This is a genomic window from Lederbergia graminis, assembly GCF_042655485.1.
In the GTDB taxonomy this organism is placed as follows: Bacteria; Bacillota; Bacilli; order Bacillales; family Bacillaceae_C; genus Lederbergia; species Lederbergia graminis.
In genome coordinates, this window is record NZ_JBHSMC010000014.1 from 1 (window position 1) to 19,470 (window position 19,470).

Sequence of the window (19,470 nt, forward strand, 5' to 3'; positions counted from 1 at the left end):
GCTCTGATTTGGTTTTTGTTTATTTAACCACTAAACATTCTTACCAAAATAACCTACGAATTTACGAGTAAGGAGCTAGTTTCGTTCATGATAACTCGGCGCTAATCGCCTGTCTAGCTTAGGCTCCTAGCGGCTAGCGAACGATCCAATCCTTTCCCTACGATAAGTCAACATCGGCTCGTTCCCTCGCCGTGTTTCCTTTATCTCAGTACAAGATTGGCTCCCGTTCGTAGGCCGCTGATCAGCCGCCTTCGCTTTTCTGTCTGCGGGGTCTCATCGAGGCCTTTATTCCCGCAGTCAACCATGAATCCAAAAATACACCACAGGGAATGGAAATGTGCTAGGGTAGGTCTATACGATGCATGTATAAGCTAGATTTAACTTTTTGGCTCTGTTAAAGTTCATTGTTGTTAACAACTTAGTTGATTGTAGCGGATGTACTCGAGACTCCTGCGGGAACAGCACGAGCCGAAGATCCACTTGGCAAAGCGGTTTTCTTTGCCAAGTTAGCTGAGGCCGTGCCCGCGGAAAGCGAGTGTACAGGAGCGAAAATCACAACAGAGTTTAACAGAGCTAACTTTTTAAAGCTTTATTTCCATGGCAGGAGTCTCCGTGTATTTCCTCCGCTGGTAACTATAAAATTTTTGTAATTGAAAAGGTGACCGAACTATCTTGTTTTGAAACAAGTTATAGTTCGGTTTTTATTTGCATCCATATACCTCTGTCCCAGCCCTTTTCGTAGCTATTGTGTCTTTATTTGAAACTGAAAAGGATTTACTTGTTCCCATGCATACCCTACTTGAAGTAGCTGATGTTCAGAAAGGTGATTTCCGATAAATTGCATCCCGACAGGCATACCTCTTTGATCTAATCCCATTGGTACAGCAAGACTTGGTGTCCCTGTTAAATTAACTGGAACAGTAAAAGGCATACAGCGTTTTATCAAATCTAAATTTTGTTCCACCCAATTCTGTGAAAATGCAGGTGTAGTAATCGGGATTGTTGGACCAAGTAATATATCAACATTCTTAAAGGCGAGGTCAAATGCTTCTACCATCATTCTTCGTGCTTGTTGTGATTTGTCATATTGAATCGCAGTTGTAAAAGTACCTGCTAAAAGAAATATACGATTGTCTGCTGCATAATCTTCAGGACGAGTTTGTAGCCAATTGAAATGGAAGGAAGAGGCTTCTCCTGTAACAATACTATAGCCTGCAAAGGTAGCCATCGTAAGTTCTGGAATGGAAATTTCTCTAACCTCCGCTCCTAGACCTCTTAGTGTTGCAAGGGCATTAACAAATAGCTTTTCAACTTCGGGATCCAATCCTTCTAAATAGTACGTAGGAATACCAATTCTTAATCCTTTTATTCCTATATTCAAATTCTCAACATAATTAGGAATAGGTACACGAAGACTTCCAGGATCATTTGGATCATATCCTGCCATCTCATTAAGCATCAATGCTAAATCAGAAACAGATCTTGCCATTGGCCCAGCATGATCTAATGATCTCGCAGAAGGAAACATTCCATAAGTGCTTATAAGTCCATATGTGGGCTTTAATCCATAAATCCCACACATAGCAGCAGGTAAACGAATAGAACCAAATGTGTCAGATCCTGTTGCAAGAGTAGTAAGCCCAGCTGCTAGAGCGGCACTGCTCCCACCACTGGAACCTCCAGGCATGTAAGAAGTGTTCCATGGATTCCGGGTAGTTCCAAAGGTAAGATCTGTCCCGCTAGAGCCTAGAGCAAGTTCATGCATATTGAGCTTACCTAACATAATCGTACCAGCAGCTAATAGTTTTTTGGCTGCTGTGGCTGTTTTTTTCGGAATGAAATTAGCAAAAAGCTTTGATCCATCTGTTGTTCGTATTCCTTTTGTATAGTAATTATCCTTAATTCCAGTTGGAATTCCGTGGAGCGGTCCTTTGTAATTCCCATGTAGAATACTATTTTCTGCTGCTTTTGCTTGTTTTAGAGCAAGGTCATGTAGAGGTGTAATATAAGATTTAATAGTGGGATCAATTGTATCGATGCGGTTTAACATATGTTTCGTCAGTTCTACGGGGGATAATTGCTTTGACTTAATTAATGGAGCTAGTTCAGAGGCAGTTAAAAATGCAAGATCTGTCATTGCATCAACCTCTTATCTACTATTGTAATTGGAACCTTTTTATTTAACTGTGGAAATAAATGTAGACTGCTACTAGCGTGGTTAATAGTAGAAAGAATGTTATAAATATGGGGAATATCTGCTTCATGGATAGGTAAACCTTGCATAGACAATTTTTGCTTGATAAAGCTATCATCGTTCATTACAATACCTCCCAGTATGAGAGTATAAGTTAATAGGGAAATAACAATTTGTTATTTCCCTATTATATTGATTACTGCCTATTCCAGAAACGTTGTTGGGCAATAGCAGAAACAAAATCCCTTCCAAAATTAGCATTATTTGCAGCAAAAACAACACCAGCTAAGTTATTCTTTTCGGTTGGCTGAATAAAGGATTGCCCAGTTGATGCAACACCAATTGGTTTATAATTCTTATAAGCCACATGTACAAAGTTTGTAATAGCCGTATTAAATTTCGGTTGTCTTTTTGCTTGCCCTCCAACGACATAAAGTGCATCGACTAAATAAGGGCTAGCTGTTAGAATTGTATGGTCTACCTTGAGTTGAGTACCATCATCACCTGTAACAGGAGCAAGTGTTTCACTAATAATCCAGTAAAATACTCCATTTTGATTAAGAGTATTAATGACACTCGTTACCTCTCTACTATTAAATCCATTTCCAACCAGAATCCCTACTTTTAGCGTTTGTGCGTAACGAGGTGTACTATATTGGCTAAGAGATGGATATTTTGTTTCAACAGATACTGGAGTAGTTGAAGGAGGGTTTACTCCAATATTTTCAGCAACAATGGTTGCAAGTTCCGTATCAATATTTCCTAACAACTCAACATTTTGCTGTCTTACAGAGGCGCTTTTCACTCTACCGAGCTGATAGCTAAACCCTTCAATAGTGTGCTCCTTCTCAATCGGTGTCAAGCTATTCCAAAAAATCCTTGGTTGTGTATAGAAATCGAAGAACGACTTACTTCGTGCACGAATAACATGACCTTCCACTTTCTTTGGATAATGCTCATAGCCACCTTCTTCTGGTGGAGTCGTGAAAGGGGTATTATTTGCAAGTGAATTATTATGGTAATTTACCTTATCAACGTCAATTCTATATCTCATTGGACCACGACGCGTATTGTTATGGAATGGACAAAGTGATTTATTGATAGGTAATTCCTGATGATTAACACCGATACGGTGGTATTGCGCACTCTGATATGCAATTAATCGTCCTTGTAATACCGGGTCATTGGAAAAATCTATTCCAGGTACAACATTTGCAGGGTTAAATGCTACTTGTTCAGATTCTGTATGATAATTATCAATATTTCTGTTTAAGGTCATCTTACCAATGATTTGAACGGGTACAAGTTCTTCCGGCCAAAACTTTGCGGGGTCGAGAATATCAAAATCAAATTTGAATTCATCTTCCAAAGGAATTAATTGAACACCTAACTCATATTCAGGATAGAATCCTTTGTCAATTGCCTCCCGTAAGTCACGGCGGTGAAAGTCAGGGTCTAATCCACCAATCTTTAAGGCCTCTTCCTGCAGCAATGAATGCGTTCCAAGTACTGCCTTCCACACAAAGCGAACAAAGGTAGCCACACCTTTTGCATTTACAAATAAATACGTGTTTATGGACCATGAATCCATCATGCGGTAACTTCTTACAATCCCTCGATCAGACATTACCCACATGACCATATGAATCGATTCCTGATTATTTGCTACATAATCCCAAAATCTGTCGTGTGCTCCAGTAGCAGTAGGAATATCATCTTCCTGTTTCGCCTGATACGCATGGATCATATCTGGAAACTTCATCGGGTCATTATTAATTAACACAGGCATATCAATAGTTGTTAAGTCATAATTACCCTCTTCTGTATAAAACTTTACACCTTGACAGCGTAGATCACGCGCCGTATCATAAGAGCCCCTAGGACCTTGTACGGTAGAAAAACGAATGGTTAAAGGAGTCTTCTTCCCAGGTTCTTGAAGGAATCCTGCTTTTGTTACATGGCTCATAGACTGGTAACATTCAAATTCTCCATGAGCACTATACCCTCGAGCATGTACAACCCTTTCTGGTTGTTCTTCTTTCACGAAGTGTGTCATTTTTTCAAAATACCAGTAATCCTGCAGTAACCCAGGTCCACGCACACCCGCTGTTAAGATTTCCTCATCATTTGCAATTTTAATTCCTTCATTCGTAGTCATTGGTTTTCCAGTGTTTTGTATACGATATTGGTCTAATTGTTGCTGTTTTTTATCAGTTGGAACAGGTTTTTTATTTCTTGGTGTTTTATCATCCATGTAATCACCTATCCTTCATTACTATTTTTTCCTCCATGATATAATACGTGTTAATTTAATAATTATTCATGAATTTAGAGGATATAGAAATAAAGTAGGTGTTGAATTAATGTTTAATATGGACCACGAATAAGATGTTGAACATTTTCTAAGTAAAAGGTTATTAATCTTTCTTTTTCCTCATTCGTAAAAGGTTTAGTAGACAATGCTTGTAAGTTACTATCTATTTGTTTTGTATTTTTGAACCCAGGAATAACACAGGATACTTCTTTTTGGTCGAGTATCCAACGAAGTGCAGCACTTGCCATGGAAGGCCTTTCATTAGCTATCCACTTTACTTGTTCAGCTAATTTCACTCCATTCTGAAAACCTAGTCCTGCAAAAGTTTCACCTACATTAAAAGCCTCACCATTCTCATTAAAATTACGGTGGTCTGATTCTTCAAACGTATGATCTTCTGTATATTTCCCTGTTAATAAACCACTAGCAAGTGGGACTCTTGCAAGGATACCAACACCATTTTCATATGCTTTTGGAAAGAGTTCATTTAAAGGTTTTTGTCTAAAAATATTAAAAATTACTTGTAGCGTTTTTACATTCGGATGTTCTAGACAGATCAGGCCCTCTTCCACTGTCTCCACACTAACACCGTAGTTTCTTATTTTTCCTTCTGCTTGTAATCGGTCTAAAACATCAAACACTTGGCCACTTCTTAGTATATCTGTAGCTGGGCAATGAATTTGATATAAGTCTATTGCATCGCGATTAAGACGTTTTAGGCTAGCTTCACAATAAGCACGTACAGATTCATATGAATATGTATTAGGATTATGAATATCTCCTTGGCGACAAAACTTTGTAGCAATAAAAACTTCATCCTCTAACCCTTTAGTCGCTTTTCCTAATAACTCCTCACTATGACCGCCTCCATACACATCAGCAGTATCGAAGAAGTTAACTCCATGATCAATTGCATGCTGAATCGACTTTAATGAATCATCATCGCGAACCGTTCCCCAGTCACCGCCGATTGCCCATGCACCAAAACTAACTTCACTTACTTTTATCCCAGTTTTTCCTAGATCACGATATTGCATAATTCCATCCCCTTTTATGATTGAATAGTAAAATAAAACGCTTACTTCTATATTAAGATTATTTTCTTAATTTTCATAGTAATAGATAGTTTCTATATGAGATCGGGATAAAAAATAATTTCCCTTCATATCTTTAAACGAATGGGGGGAAGGATTGTGAGCAAGAAGCGTAATGTAGATGGTAATAGCAAAAATGACCAATTAGAGCAATTTCGCGTCGATGATAAAGGGAAGGCGTTAACGACAAATCAAGGGTTGAAAATGTCCGAGGATGAATTTTCGTTAAAAGCTGGTGAGCGAGGTCCTACTTTGATGGAGGACTTTCACTTTCGGGAAAAATTGACCCATTTTGACCATGAACGTATTCCCGAACGTGTTGTCCATGCACGGGGCTTTGCTGCTCATGGAGAGTTCGAATTATATGAGAGTATGAAACCTTACACTAGAGCAAAATTTTTGAATGACACAACGAAAAAAACACCTGTATTTGTGCGGTTTTCAACAGTAGTAGGGTCACGCGGATCGGCAGATACTGTAAGGGATGTACGGGGATTTGCAACAAAGTTTTACACGGAGGAAGGAAATTATGATTTAGTTGCAAACAACATACCCGTCTTTTTTATTCAAGATGGAATCAAATTTCCTGATATTGTTCATGCGATAAAACCTGAGCCTCATAACGAAATGCCTCAAGCGTCATCAGCCCATGATACGTATTGGGATTTCGTAGCAAACAATCAAGAATCTGCACATATGACGATGTGGTTAATGTCGGATCGAGCGATACCAAGAAGCTTTCGGATGATGGAAGGTTTCGGCGTTCATACGTTTCGTTATGTGAATGAACAAGGGAAAGCGCACTTTGTAAAAATTCATTGGAAACCAAAGCTAGGAGTCCATTCGCTTGTATGGGATGAAGCACAAATAATTTCCGGAAAGGATCCTGACTTTCATCGTCGTGATTTATGGGAAAATATTGAAAAAGGGAATTATCCTGAATTTGAGCTAGGAGTGCAAATTATCGATGAATCAGATGAATTCAAATTTGATTTTGATATTTTAGATGCAACAAAGATATGGCCAGAAGAGGATGTACCAGTAAAAATTATTGGAAAAATGACCTTGAATCGCAATGTGGATAATGCCTTTGCAGAAATAGAACAAGTTGCTTTCCATCCAGGTCATGTCGTTCCAGGAATAGATTTTACGAATGATCCGTTGTTACAAGGGAGGCTGTTCTCTTACACAGATACTCAACTCATTCGTTTAGGTGGCCCTAATTTTCATGAAATCCCGATTAATCGACCAGTATGCCCTTTTCATAACAATCAACGGGAAGGATATCATAGGCAAACGATTAATGTGGGTAAAGTAAGTTATCATCGGAATTCCTTAGCTGGCAATACACCGGCCCCTGTAAGTGAGAGTGAAGGCGGATTTGCACACTACCAAGAGAAAGTAGAAGGACGGAAAGTACGGGCTAGAAGTGAAAGCTTTAAAGATCACTTCTCTCAGGCTACATTATTTTGGAACAGTATGAGTAAACCCGAAAGGCATCACATCATAGATGCCTTTAGTTTTGAGCTTGGTAAAGTACAGAGTGAATCTGTGAAACAGCAGGTTGTCGATATGTTCGCCCATGTGAATCTAGAATTAGCGAGAGTTATTGCGAAAAATATTGGCGTAAAACCACCTAAGAGCGGAGGTTCGACCATAACGAAATCATCTCCAGCCCTTAGCCAAGAAAATACGAAATTTAAACCCGATACTCGAAAAGTTGCTGTAATCATAACGGAAGGTTTTAACGGCGCAGACGTGGTATCTATATTGGATGGATTGAAGAATAGTGGTGTTCAACCAGAAATAATTAGTGAACAACTGGGGAAGATAAGAGGATTTGATGGAGTAGAGATAACGGTAGACCATACCTTCTTAACTACAGATTCAGTCCTGTTTGATGCTGTGTATGTTGTAAGAGGAAGTAGTAAAAGCAGAAAGTTTAACAAGCAAGCAGGTGACTTTGTATACGAAGCATTTTCTCACTATAAGCCGATTGGAGCGAGTCATGATGGGAAGGGCTGGTTGGATAGTGATGATATTGGCAAAAGCGCTGGTGTGATTTTAGAGGATGATTTAAACGAATTTGTGAATAAATTTGTAAATGCTATTTCTACCCATCGATTTTGGAATCGTAATGTACTGTAAATCCTTCATTAGAAAGCTCTTTTCACTTTTGTGGAAAGGGTTTTTTATCGTAGATAAGCAGTAATCACCAACCATAAAGTGTCAAAAAAGCATAAAAATTCAGAATATGTTATAATATAAAAGTCGTTAAAAAAATAGGAGGTACATATGATTAAGTTTGCAAATGTAACAAAAGAGTATGATGATGGATTTCAAGCTGTGAAGTCTCTTAGCTTTGAAATCGAGAAAGGAGAACTGCTAGTACTAATTGGGCCGAGTGGTTCAGGGAAATCAACCACAATGAAAATGATTAACCGCATCATTCCTCATTCGAGTGGAACAATCACAATAGGTGGTAAAGACATCAAATCTTATAAGGTTTCTGAACTAAGACGAAATATCGGTTATGTTATTCAGCAAATTGGTTTATTCCCACATTACACAATCGAAAAGAATATCGCGATTGTCCCGCAGCTTAAAGGTTGGGATAAAGAAGATATTAAAGTACGGGTAATAGAATTACTTGAAATGGTTGGGCTTGATCCGGAAGTTCATATGAATCGTTATCCGAAAGAACTCTCAGGTGGACAACAACAACGAGTCGGAATTGCAAGAGCACTTGCTTCAAATCCGGAAATCATTTTAATGGATGAACCATTCAGTGCCTTAGATCCACTTACACGCGAACAGCTACAAGCTGAACTAATCACATTACACAAAAAACTTAAAAAGACGATTGTATTTGTAACGCATGATATTGATGAAGCTTTAAAAATGGGTGACCGCATCGCAATAATGAAAGATGGTAAAATACTTCAATTGGACACACCAGAAAAATTACTTCATGATCCAGCTCATGGATTTGTGGAAGAATTTACGGGTAAACACCGCATTATTCAAAACCCCAACCTGATGCCAGTCACAGAGATAATGGCAGAAACAATTGTCACATCTCTCCCGCATCGTTCTCCGGAAAAAGCAATTTCACTTATTCGTCAACGTAAAATCACTAATCTTTTTATTCAAGATGATGAAAAAAAGTTGCTAGGTATCGTATCTGCATATGACCTAATCAAAAAGCTGAAGACGATCAAAACAATTGATGAAATTATGGAACCTGTAAATCAATACTTACTGGATACTGCAACCGCTGAGGATGCGATTGTCCTTATTGATGATGTTCCTTATGGAATGATTCCTGTTGTTGACAAAGAACATAAAATTGTGGGGCTTGTCACACGTGGTTCCTTGCTCTCTGCGATGTCTAGCAAGTGGATAGAGATGGAGGAAAATCTAGATGAATAATATGAATATATGGCAACAACTCGTTGAGCAAACACAGTTACGTTGGGGAGAAGTACTTGAATCCACGTTTGTTCATATTCAACTCGTATTCTTCTCCATGATAATAGCTACTATTCTAGCAGTTACACTTGGAATTGTAGTGACGCGCGTACCTTGGTTAAAGACAATAGTACTTGGTGGGACAGGCGTACTGCAGACTGTACCAAGTTTAGCGTTGCTTGGTTTTATGATTCCCATTTTTGGTATAGGTGTAAATACCGCTATAGCTGCTCTATTTCTATATTCCTTACTTCCTATAATGCGAAACACTTATACCGGCATAAAAGATGTGGATAGTGCAACAATTGAGGCTGCAAGAGGAGTCGGGATGACAAATATGCAAATCTTGTTTAAAGTGGAGCTCCCTCTCGCGATTCCTGTTATTATGGCTGGTATCCGTACTGCCGCTGTCATTAATGTGGGGAATGCCACCCTCGCCGCCTTTATTGGGGCAGGTGGTCTAGGAGACTTTATTTTCCTAGGTATTACTCGTGGAATTGATGGATTGATTTTGCTTGGTGCAATTCCAGCTACACTTCTAGCAATTATCCTTGAAACGTTCTTCAGTTCTATTGAACGCTGGACAACGCCGGAAGGATTGAAATAAATGAAGACGAAAAACAAATTTGTTCTACTAATTCACACTTTAATTATTACAAGCCTTTTATCTGGATGTATTTTCATCGAAAAAGATGCACTCCGGCTTGGCTCTAGAAACAATACGGAAAGTATTATTTTATCGCAAATCATGGGACAATTAATAGAGGATAAACTGGATATTGAAGTAATTTATAAAGAGAATCTTGGTGGTTCAAACGTGGTTTGGAACGCAATGACAAATGGACATATCGATGTAATCCCAGACTATACAGGAACAATAGTCGTTACTTATTACCATGAAGATCCGGGAACAGCGGATGAAACGTTAGAAACTACGAAAAAGCTTGTTGAAACAGACGGTATTGTTGCACTAGATCCATTTGGTTTTAACAACACTTATACACTTGCATTTGATGAGGAAAAAGCAGAAGAACTTGGTGTTGTAACGTTTAGCGACTTCACAAAACATTCCCAGGATTTCGTATTAGGAGCAGTATTTGAGTTTATTGATAGACCAGATGGGATGCCAGGATTCCAGAAGGAATATGATATTGAATTCAAAGATGTGAAGGGGATGGACCACGGTATGATGTATCGCTCTATTAGTGCAAATGAAGTAGATGTGATTAACTCATACACAACGGATGGACAGCTTCAAATATATGATTTGCGTGTACTAGAAGATGACAAATCTTACTTTCCACCGTACCATGCGCTTCCCCTTGTACGAGAAGAAATACTTAATGAATATCCAGAGCTTGCAGAGATATTAGGACTTCTAGAAGGAGCCATTGATGAAGAGGCAATGCAAATAATGAATGGAAAAGTCGATAATGATGGCATGATGGTTGAACGAGTTGCACAAGAATTCCTTATAGAATCGGGATTAATCGAAGCAAAATAACAGCAAAGCATGGGGCTACTAAAAGTCCCATGTTTTTAATTACTGTAAACAAACACCTTAGTATGAGACCATGTGATAAAATATTAAAAAACGATATATATACTAAATAAGTAAAGGTGGGATCATCTACGGAACTATTTATTATTTTAAAAGATATAATTTTACCGGTTTTTGTGATTATGGCGATTGGTTTTTGGATGGAGCGGAAATTCCAACTTAATGTACAAACGTTAGCAAAGTTAAATATATACTTCCTAGTCCCAGGCTTTATTTTTGTGAAGTTGTACAGTACTAGTTTCTCCTTTCGTTTATTTGGTAAGGTATTAATCTTCTTCATTATATATATTATAATTCTTTATCTATTAGCAGTTATTATTTCGAAAGTTAGAAAATCCGATAGAGGTGAAAAAACGGCATTTTCCAACAGTGTGATGTTCTTTAACTCTGGTAACTATGGTGTACCCGTGAATGACCTTGTTTTTAAAAGTGATCCATTTGCAATGTCTATTCAAGTAATCATGCTAACTCTGCAAAATATATTCCTATTTTCATATGGGATTTTTTCACTTCAATCGATTAATATAGGGAAACTACAGGCAGCACTTGCTTACTTTAAAATGCCAGTTTTATATGCATTATTATCAGGAATTATCTTAAATATTTTCAATGTACCTGTCCCTACATTCATATGGGTGCCAGCAAATTACATAGCAGAGGCAATGATTGCGATAGCTCTATTAACGTTAGGTGCACAAGTTGCCCAAATCAAGTTCACCAAAAATATGGGAACCGTTTATTTAAGCTTACTGATTCGACTTATCATAGGGCCGCTAGCAGCATTAGGAATGATATATGCCTTTGGCTTTGATGGCATAACAGCTCAAGCACTCTTAATTGCATCAGCAATGCCCACTTCCGTGAATAGTGCCGTGATTGCACAGGAATATAATAATCATCCTAACTTTGCAGCACAGACCGTACTATTCTCGACTATTTTAAGTGCTTTAACAGTGTCTATGGTCATTTACTTAGCTAGAATTTTATTTTGAAATTAGTAGAGTGTGGAAATAAATGTCCATGCTCTTTTTTTTGAAAGTAAATAAGGCTTGAAGTTAACCTTACGTCACCTCTTATAATCAAATTAGACGGAGCTTCATGATGGAAAGGAGGTAATAATTCTTGGGAAGAATTAAGTATTATCGAACTGGAGAATTTGCTAGAAAGGCAGGGGTTACAAAACGGGCATTAAGATACTATGACCGAATCGGACTTTTACATCCATCTTATCGTACGGAAACAGATCACCGTTTATATTCGGATGAAGACTTTATCAAGCTTCAACAAATAGTTACTTTAAAGTTTATTGGCTTTTCACTTGATCAAATTAAACACATCATTACAGCGAAGGATGTGGATGTCGAGTCCCTTCTACGCATGCAAAGAGAATGGTTAGAAGGTAAACTTCAAGATACTCAATTAGCTATCAGTGCCATTAAAGAGGCGGAAAGAGCTGTTCAGTTTGGAGAAAAGGATTATTTATTCGAAAAGATTCAAAATATTATAGGGGTGATTGAGATGCAAAGTAATCGCAATTGGTTAAATGAATTTCTAGAAGCTGCAGTATCAGGAAGAGTAGATAAAGCAAACACTATTTTACTTGCAAACCCTGAAATAGAAGATTTGAATATTTACTCAGCTGTTGTATTAGGAAAGGCAGATACAGTCCGTTCTATGTTGAAGACAGATCCTTCATTAGCAATTCAACAAGGGGGACCGAAGCAATGGGAGCCAATTCTTTATTTAGCATATTCAAGTTATTTAAGAGATATTGAGAATAGTGATCGCTTTGTTGAAACTGCAAGAATTCTTCTGGAAGCTGGCGCTAATCCAAACGCGTTTTATATAGTAAATGGACCATTCGAGCAACGATTCTCTGCATTATATGGTGTGATTGGAATTGCTAATAATGATGAAGTTGCTGAACTGCTTCTGGAAGCTGGAGCTAATCCAAACGATGGAGAATCATTTTATCATGCAGTTGAATTCCGTAATATCAAGTCTTTAGATTTGCTTTACAAATACGGAGTTGATATCAATGGGGGTAATGCCTTTTTTCATAAACTAGATTATGAGGATCCAGAAGGTATTTTGTGGTTTTTAGAGAATGGGGTAGATTTAAATATTACGATTGGAAATGGAAATACTCCACTCCATTGGGCGATTTATCGAAGAAGATCGATAAAAACGATTAAACTAATAATAGAATATGGTGCTAATATTAATGCGGAAAGATCCGACAATAAAACTCCATATGCAATAGCAATTAGATTTGGATATTTAGAAGCGGCTGAATTACTTCGTGAAAAAGGGGCAAATGTAGAAATTGATATAATAGATCAGTTTTTAGGTGCTTGCGCTACCGAGGATAAAGTGAAGGCAGATTTAATTTTCCAAGAGAATCCCAACTTACTATCGAACTTAACTCAAGCAGATAAGGAAATGTTAATTGAGTTTGCACAGCTAAATATGAAAGAAACAGTACGGATGTTACTACATTATGGTTTTGATAAACAAACAAAGATGTTTGGAGGAACAGCACTTCATTATGCTACATGGTTAGGGATGGCCGACATGGTTAATCTCTTATTAGAATATGGGTTCTCCGTTGAAGAAAAAAATGGATACGGAGGTACTGCGTTGGGAAGTGCTATCCATGGATCCATTCATAGTAATGCGGATGGTGATTTTGGTGCTGTAGTGAAGGCATTAATAGATGCTGGTGCAGAAGTCCCGGCAAAAGCAGATGGAAGCAAAGAGGTATTTAAAATACTTTTAGAGCATGGTGCAGAAGAATAAGGCTACAATTAAAAAAATAAAATCTTAAAGAGACCTCAACATTGTGATGATGTGAGGTCTTTTTTCATTATTTATAGGAATAGTTTCCCTTATAAAGGGTATTGATAAAATGGATAAATTATAGCCTTTGTAATGGTAAATTTTACATAAATAAATTGATTGACACACATGTATATACAAGATAGAATGAAACCGTAATCATAACTTGTATATACAAGAATAATATTAGAGTAGAAAGATAATTTCTATGAGGAGGAGAAACATATGAGTAAGTTTACCGAACCAGCAAAAGAGTTACTCGAGCATGTAGGCGGTAGCGATAATATTTCCGTTGTAACGCACTGTGTAACAAGAATGCGGTTTGTTTTAAAAGATCCGAAAAAAGCGGATGTGGAAGAGATTGAAAAGATTAATCTCGTGAAAGGAACATTTACACAGGCAGGACAATTCCAAGTAATTGTCGGAAATGATGTTTCTTCGTTTTATAACGAGTTCACCAAAATTGCTGGCGTTAATGATACATCTAAAGATGAAGCGAAGGAAGCAGCAAAGCAAAATATGAATCCTTTGCAAAGATTAATATCTCATTTAGCAGATATTTTTACTCCCCTTATTCCAGCACTTGTTGTCGGTGGTTTAATTCTCGGTTTTAGAAATGTAATTGGCGAAATAGAGATGCTGGACGGTGGCACAAAAACGCTCGTTGAAGTTTCTCAGTTTTGGAAAGGGACAAATGACTTCTTGTGGTTAATTGGTGAGGCTATATTCCACTTCTTACCGGTCGGGATAACATGGGCTGTTGCGAGGAAGATGGGAGCTACTCCGATATTGGGAATTGTTCTAGGGATAACCCTCGTTTCTCCACAGTTGCTTAATGCCTATGGTGTTGCTGAGGCGGATGCAATCCCATTTTGGGACTTTGGCTTTGCACAAGTAGATATGATTGGATATCAAGCACAAGTTATCCCAGCGATATTAGCAGGTCTTTTATTATCTTTCTTAGAAATAAATTTACGTAAAGTTGTTCCGAATGCAATATCGATGATTGTCGTTCCATTCTTTGCACTAGTTCCTACTGTTTTATTAGCACATATTGTTTTAGGTCCAATTGGTTGGGAAATAGGTTCTTGGATTTCTGATATTGTATATTCAGGACTAACATCTGGATTTGGTTGGTTGTTTGCAGCTATTTTTGGATTTGCCTATGCTCCACTAGTTATAACAGGTTTACACCATATGACTAATGCGATTGATCTTCAATTAATGAGTGAACTTGGAGGAACTAACCTCTGGCCAATGATTGCTTTATCTAACATTGCTCAAGGGTCAGCTGTTCTTGCGATGATCTATATTAATAGAAGAAATGAGCAAGAGAAACAAGTTTCTATTCCAGCTGCGATTTCCTGTTATTTAGGAGTAACAGAGCCAGCGATGTTTGGTATTAACTTAAAGTATGGATTCCCGTTTTTGGCGGCAATGATAGGGTCCTTAGTAGCAGCAGTTGTTTCTGTTGGTAGTAATGTAATGGCAAATTCAATTGGTGTTGGTGGACTGCCAGGAATACTCTCCATCCAGGCGAAGCATATGCCAATGTTTGCAATTGCTATGGTAGTTGCAATTGTAATACCTTTCCTATTAACGTTAGTCTTTTCGAAAATGAATATGGGAAAAGTTGCTTTTACAAGAAATCGTGCTAAATAAGGCACTGTAATACAAAAGGGGGACAATTATTTGTCCCCTTTTGTTCATCTTATGGAATGATTTAATGATTTGCATATACATCAAGAAATAACTACAGGTAGGTGTTCTGAAATGACGAAACAATGGTGGCAAAATGCAGTAGTATATCAAATATATCCAAAAAGTTTTAAAGATACGACCGGAAGTGGTACTGGTGATATTCAAGGAATTATTGAAAAACTTGATTATTTGCAGGAACTGGGTGTCGATGTATTGTGGTTAACTCCAATTTATAAATCCCCACAGCGCGATAATGGCTATGATATTAGTGATTATTATCAAATTTATAAAGAATATGGAACAATGGAAGATTTTGATCGATTATTGGCAGAAGCACATAAACGAAATCTGAAAATTATTATGGATATAGTGGTAAATCACACTTCTACAGAACATGAATGGTTTCAAGATGCACTAACTTCCAAAAACAGTCGTTACCGTGACTTTTACATTTGGAAAGATGGACAACCAGGACAGCCTCCAACTAATTGGCAGTCGAAATTTGGTGGTTCTGCATGGGAATATGATCAGAAGTCAGGACAATATTATTTACACTTATTCGATGTAACTCAGGCAGACTTGAATTGGGAGAATGAGGAAGTTCGCAATTCGGTTTATGAAATGATGAGATTCTGGTTAGATAAAGGTGTAGATGGATTTCGTCTCGATGTTATCAATCTCATTTCCAAGGATCAGCGCTTCTTAGATGATGATGGTTCTGTACCACCAGGTGATGGTCGTAAATTCTATACGGACGGTCCACGAGTGCATGAATTTATGCATGAGATGAATACAGAGGTGTTTTCTAAGTATGACATAATGACTGTTGGAGAAATGTCTTCCACCACCATTGATCATTGTATACTGTACACTCGCCCTGATCGCAAGGAATTGAGTATGACATTTAATTTTCATCATTTAAAGGTTGATTATCCAAATGGTGAAAAGTGGACGAAGGCGGACTTTGACTTCCTACAATTAAAGGAAATACTCTCGAAGTGGCAAGTGGAAATGACAAATGGTGGGGGATGGAATGCACTGTTTTGGTGTAATCATGACCAGCCACGTGTTGTTTCTAGATTTGGTGATGATGGGAAATATCATCGTGAATCTGCAAAAATGCTGGCAACAACAATTCATATGATGCGTGGAACACCTTATATATATCAAGGCGAAGAATTTGGCATGACAAATCCAAACTTCCAACATATATCAGATTACCGTGATGTTGAATCATTAAATATGTTTCAGATTATGAAAGATGAAGGTATGTCAGAGGAAGAAATTATAGATATATTGCAACAAAAATCAAGGGACAACTCTAGAACGCCTGTACAATGGGATGACAGCGAACATGCAGGGTTTACAACTGGAACTCCATGGATTAGCGAAGCGAACAATTATAAAGAGATTAACGCTAAAGCTGCATTACAGGACAAAAATTCGATTTTTTATCATTACCAAAAACTAAATCATTTAAGAAAAGAATTCGATATTATTGTTCACGGAAGTTATCAATTGATTTTAGCTAACCATGATGCTATTTTTGCTTATATACGAGAATATAAAGACGAAAAATTGTTAGTCATAAATAACTTCTATTCGAAAGAAACATTGTTTACTCTTCCTAAAGAATATAACTTTAGTGAATATAGCAGTAGAATTTTACTTTCGAACTATCAAGATTCCTCTAATGAGTTTCAGGAGATTCTGCTAAGACCATATGAGTCAGTCGTATATTATTTACAAAAATAGATGGAGTTTTTAGGATGATAAATAAGTATCTAATGATTCATAATGAAATAGCAACAAAAATCGAGGCAGGAGATTACACAACTAATTCTCTCCTGCCTTCTGAGCATGAGTTAAAAGAACAGTACGGTACATCTAGAGAAACCATTAGAAAAGCATTGAATTTGCTAGCTCAAAATGGCTATATTCAGAAGATTAGAGGGAAAGGCTCTGTTGTAATTAAAAATTCGAAACTCGATTTTCCTGTTTCAGGTCTAGTTAGTTTTCATGAATTAGCCGAGAAAATGAAGGAAAAACCAAGAACGATTGTACAGAAGTTCTCTTTAGAAAAGCCTAACGAATATATTAGGCAACAGCTGAATGTAAAAGCAAAAGATGCTGTTTGGCATGTGAACAGAATTCGAGAAATAAATGGAGAGCGGATTATATTAGATAAAGATTACCTCAATAAGAGCATTGTGCCTCACCTGACAAAAGAAATCTGTGAACATTCTATTTTTCATTATTTAGAGAACGAACTCAATTTGGTCATTAGTTTTGCCAAAAAAGAAATTGTTGTGGAAGAACCGACAGACGAGGATAAGGAACTCCTTGATTTAGAAGGATTTCACAGCATCGTTATTATCAAAAACTATGTATATCTGGAGGATGCTAGTCTCTTTCAATATACGGAATCGAGGCATCGCCCTGATAAATTTAGATTCGTCGATTTTGCTCGTAGAAATCAAACCTAATCGATTCAAGATGAATGGTAAATAGAGGTGCCCTTTCGCATGAGTAATAAACAAACAAACAATAGTTCAATACCACCATTAGTAAGTAAAGACGATTTAAACGAACTCAGGGATATTAAGTATGCTTTAGATCAGTCTGCAATTGTTGCTATTACCGATAGAACAGGGAAAATTATATATGTAAATGATTTATTATGTAATATTTCTCAATATGATCGAGATGAATTAATAGGACAAGATCACCGTATACTTAATTCAAGTTATCATCCAAAGGACTTCTTTAAACAAATGTGGAAACAAATTGGTACAGGTAACATATGGCGTGGCGAGATACGGAATAAGGCAAAGGATGGTTCTTATTATTGGGTAGACACTACAATTGTTCCATTTTTGAATGAGAAGGGAATACCTTATCAATATATTTCCATCCGTTATGATATTACGAGAAGAAAGCAGATGGAAGATAGAATATACTATTTGGCTTATCATGACGCACTTACTGACATTGCGAATCGGCCTTATTTTATGAATCGTCTGCGGGACGAAATTATACAAGCAATGGATACATCTTCATTGATTGTACTTATGTATATTGATATAGATTGTTTTAAGGATATTAATGATACATGGGGACATGATACAGGTGATCGAATTTTAATAGAAACTGCAAAACGTATAAACTCTGTTATAAAGCCAACCGATGTTGTTGCCAGGTTAAGTGGCGATGAGTTCGTCGTTATGGTAAACAATGTGGAGAATCAGAATGAAATCCGTAACCTTGCAGAAATGATGATTAATAGTATCCAGAAGCCTATTATACTGTTTGATCATTCTATCTCAATTTCATGCAGCATCGGTATATCCATCTTTCCAAACAACGGTAGTAATGCAGATAAGCTTCTAACTCGTGCAGATACAGCACTTTATCATGTGAAAAGTAACGGAAAGAATGGTTTTGCATTCTTTCAAAAAGATATGGAAAAACGTTCATTGGAGAGGATTCTACTTGAAAATGAATTAAGAAAGGCAATTGATTTGAATCAATTTGACCTCCATTACCAGCCAAAAATGGATTTACATCAATTGAAAATTGTAGGAATGGAAGCACTTATAAGATGGAAGCATCCTGAATTAGGGCTTGTGTCTCCGGGAGATTTTATTCCACTAGCAGAGGAAACAAAATTAATTATTAAAATTGGAGAATGGGTACTAAGATCAGCTTGTGAGAAAGTAAAGGAATGGCAAGATAAAGGTTTTGAACCGATATTGCTATCTGTAAATATTTCTGTTTATCAGCTAGAAGACGCTAATTTCATTCAAATGGTCAAATCAATATTAAAGGAAACAGGATTAGATCCATGTTGGTTAGAATTAGAAGTGACAGAAAGTGTATTTGTTGATATAGAGAATGCGATGCATATTTTACAAGAATTAAAGCAAATAGGAATAAAAGTTTCACTAGATGATTTTGGTACTGGATATAGTTCATTTAGTTATTTGAAGGATTTGCCAATCCATACATTGAAAGTAGATGCTGCATTTATTAAAGATATCCATACAAATCCTAATAGTAGGGCCATTGTTAATGCAATTATAACAGTTGCAAATACATTAGGGATGAATGTTATAGCAGAAGGTATTGAGTTAAAGGAACAACATGAAATTTTAAGTGAAGATGGATGTAATCAAGGACAAGGCTATTATTTTAGTAAGCCATTATCAGCAATAGAATTTGAGAAATTTTTAATTGAAAAGAGCTAGGAATCCCAAAAGGATCCTAGCTCTTTTATTTAATGATTTTACAAAATGTA

General features: G+C 37.0%; 14 protein-coding genes. 10 read left to right on the forward strand and 4 right to left on the reverse strand.

From position 1 onward, the window contains the following. Nucleotides 1–742: 742 nt before the first annotated feature. The 4 genes from ACFPM4_RS10165 to ACFPM4_RS10180 form a co-directional block, all read right to left on the reverse strand. Nucleotides 743–2,137, reverse strand: coding sequence for an amidase (locus ACFPM4_RS10165; RefSeq protein ID WP_382351002.1), 1,395 nt, complete (start codon nucleotides 2,135–2,137; stop codon nucleotides 743–745). Then, nucleotides 2,134–2,319: a hypothetical protein gene (locus tag ACFPM4_RS10170; RefSeq protein ID WP_144924403.1), complete on the reverse strand. Its 186-nt coding sequence runs from the start codon at nucleotides 2,317–2,319 to the stop codon at nucleotides 2,134–2,136. The genes ACFPM4_RS10165 and ACFPM4_RS10170 overlap by 4 nt, the downstream gene beginning before the upstream one ends. Nucleotides 2,320–2,390: 71 nt before the next feature. Further along, nucleotides 2,391–4,448, reverse strand: a complete 2,058-nt coding sequence (locus ACFPM4_RS10175; RefSeq protein ID WP_382351005.1) for a catalase — start codon at nucleotides 4,446–4,448, stop codon at nucleotides 2,391–2,393. A 113-nt stretch (nucleotides 4,449–4,561) separates the two neighbouring features. After that, nucleotides 4,562–5,545: an aldo/keto reductase gene (locus ACFPM4_RS10180; RefSeq protein WP_382351008.1), complete on the reverse strand. Its 984-nt coding sequence runs from the start codon at nucleotides 5,543–5,545 to the stop codon at nucleotides 4,562–4,564. Nucleotides 5,546–5,686: 141 nt separating this feature from the next. Between ACFPM4_RS10180 and ACFPM4_RS10185 the strand changes: the two genes are divergently transcribed. The 10 genes from ACFPM4_RS10185 to ACFPM4_RS10230 all read left to right on the forward strand — a co-directional run bounded on the left by ACFPM4_RS10185 (nucleotide 5,687) and on the right by ACFPM4_RS10230 (nucleotide 19,420). Further along, nucleotides 5,687–7,750 (forward strand): catalase, encoded by a 2,064-nt coding sequence (locus ACFPM4_RS10185; protein WP_382351011.1) that lies wholly within the window; start codon nucleotides 5,687–5,689, stop codon nucleotides 7,748–7,750. Between the two features lie 147 nt (nucleotides 7,751–7,897). Beyond that, a complete protein-coding gene (locus tag ACFPM4_RS10190; protein ID WP_382351014.1) occupies nucleotides 7,898–9,034 on the forward strand; it encodes a betaine/proline/choline family ABC transporter ATP-binding protein in 1,137 nt (378 codons plus the stop codon). Then, complete coding sequence (locus ACFPM4_RS10195; protein ID WP_382351017.1) at nucleotides 9,027–9,680, forward strand: ABC transporter permease; 654 nt, start codon at nucleotides 9,027–9,029, stop codon at nucleotides 9,678–9,680. The genes ACFPM4_RS10190 and ACFPM4_RS10195 overlap by 8 nt, the downstream gene beginning before the upstream one ends. Further along, the gene (locus ACFPM4_RS10200; protein WP_382351020.1) at nucleotides 9,681–10,577 is read left to right on the forward strand and encodes a glycine betaine ABC transporter substrate-binding protein; all 897 of its coding nucleotides are present in this window, start codon (nucleotides 9,681–9,683) and stop codon (nucleotides 10,575–10,577) included. 179 nt (nucleotides 10,578–10,756) lie between these two features. After that, on the forward strand, nucleotides 10,757–11,626 hold the full coding sequence (locus tag ACFPM4_RS10205) for an AEC family transporter (protein ID WP_382352035.1): 870 nt from the start codon (nucleotides 10,757–10,759) through the stop codon (nucleotides 11,624–11,626). A gap of 130 nt (nucleotides 11,627–11,756) precedes the next feature. Continuing rightward, nucleotides 11,757–13,433, forward strand: coding sequence for an ankyrin repeat domain-containing protein (locus ACFPM4_RS10210; protein WP_382351023.1), 1,677 nt, complete (start codon nucleotides 11,757–11,759; stop codon nucleotides 13,431–13,433). Nucleotides 13,434–13,697: 264 nt separating this feature from the next. Next, on the forward strand, nucleotides 13,698–15,134 hold the full coding sequence (treP, locus tag ACFPM4_RS10215) for a PTS system trehalose-specific EIIBC component (protein ID WP_382351026.1): 1,437 nt from the start codon (nucleotides 13,698–13,700) through the stop codon (nucleotides 15,132–15,134). Between the two features lie 111 nt (nucleotides 15,135–15,245). Next, on the forward strand, nucleotides 15,246–16,928 hold the full coding sequence (gene treC / locus ACFPM4_RS10220; RefSeq protein ID WP_382351029.1) for an alpha,alpha-phosphotrehalase: 1,683 nt from the start codon (nucleotides 15,246–15,248) through the stop codon (nucleotides 16,926–16,928). A 14-nt stretch (nucleotides 16,929–16,942) separates the two neighbouring features. Next, nucleotides 16,943–17,659 carry a trehalose operon repressor gene (treR, locus tag ACFPM4_RS10225; protein ID WP_144922928.1) on the forward strand — a complete coding sequence of 239 codons (717 nt, stop codon included), beginning with the start codon at nucleotides 16,943–16,945 and terminating at the stop codon, nucleotides 17,657–17,659. A gap of 39 nt (nucleotides 17,660–17,698) precedes the next feature. Continuing rightward, nucleotides 17,699–19,420: a putative bifunctional diguanylate cyclase/phosphodiesterase gene (locus ACFPM4_RS10230; protein WP_382351032.1), complete on the forward strand. Its 1,722-nt coding sequence runs from the start codon at nucleotides 17,699–17,701 to the stop codon at nucleotides 19,418–19,420. Nucleotides 19,421–19,470 lie beyond the last annotated feature (50 nt).